The sequence below is a fragment of the Mycoplasmopsis primatum ATCC 25948 genome (genome assembly GCF_000702785.1).
In the GTDB taxonomy this organism is placed as follows: domain Bacteria; phylum Bacillota_I; class Bacilli_A; order Mycoplasmatales; family Metamycoplasmataceae; genus Mycoplasmopsis; species Mycoplasmopsis primatum.
Genome location: NZ_JNJV01000060.1, coordinates 1 through 1,131, shown reverse-complemented (window position 1 = coordinate 1,131; position 1,131 = coordinate 1). Strand labels below are relative to the sequence as shown.

At 27.3% G+C, this 1,131-nt stretch carries 2 protein-coding genes; both read right to left on the bottom strand.

The window, feature by feature from the left end; genetic code table 4:
- Positions 1 to 578, bottom strand: a 578-nt coding sequence (locus tag T386_RS0104215; protein ID WP_029513866.1) for a restriction endonuclease subunit S, incomplete at its 3' end; no start/stop codon positions are given.
- 1 nt (position 579) lies between these two features.
- Positions 580 to 1,131, bottom strand: a 552-nt coding sequence (locus T386_RS0104210) for an N-6 DNA methylase (protein WP_029513865.1), incomplete at its 5' end; no start/stop codon positions are given.

Here is a 1,131-nt window from a genome sequence, read left to right as displayed (position 1 = left end):
GCTTCCAACTCCGCTTCCAACTCCGCTTCCAACTCCGTAAAATTATCAAGGATTTTTACAATTTCGTTTTGAATTTTTAAAGGAGGAACGGGTATGGACAACTCAATAATATTTGTCATATCAGGGTGTTTTATTGAAGCTCCTCTATAATTTTGCTCAATAAATTCTATATTTACAATTAAAAAGTAGTATACAAACTTTAAGTTATATTTTTCTATATCTTTTGAACATAACAATATATTTAAACTATCTATGAAATATCCTTTATGATATTTAATAGATGGAGAACCACCGGTAGGAATCGCTATAATTTCACCAAAGTTTATGTTTTTGTCATTCTCATTATATTCAACGAAACCCTCATACTGTCCTGTTGAAAGTAATTTTACAGTTCCTAATCTTGTTGTCGTATAAAGTTTTAATTCTTTTGAAGATATATGTTTGAAAATTAATATATTTTGTTGTTTTTTAGCATCTACATTTTTAAACTTCCTATCAAAATCTACTATTTCTCAAAGTTTCTTATACTCAATTCCATTAGGGCACATTTCTTTAATTAACTTTTCAATTTTATTCATATTAGTCCCCTAACATTTTTACTATTTCATCTATTTCATTGCGTAATTTGTCAATTTTGGAAACAGTTTCTTTGATTTGATTATTTAAGACTTTGATGTCAATTTTTTCACTAGTGTCTTCTTTTTCAATGTATGAGCCTACTGAAAGATTAAAGTTATTATCAATAATTTCTGATTGATTAACTATTTTAGAAAAATGCTCTATTTCTTTTTTAAATCTCACTGTATCAACTATTTTATTTATATTGTCATTTGTTAATTTATTCTTATTAGTAACTTTTATAAACTCGTTTGAAGCATCGACAAAAAATACATTTGTATCGCTTTTGTTCTTTCTTAACACTCAAATGCAAGTTGAAATAGTTGGACCAAAAAATAAATTTTCAGGTAGTTGAATAATAGCATCGACAACATTAATATTTCTAACTAAATATTCTCTAATATCACGTTCGGCACCACCTCTATATAATGTACCAGGAAACATAACAACAGCAGCTGTTCCGTTTGTAGCTAAATGATTTACCATATGTAAAATAAAGGCTAAGTCAGCTTT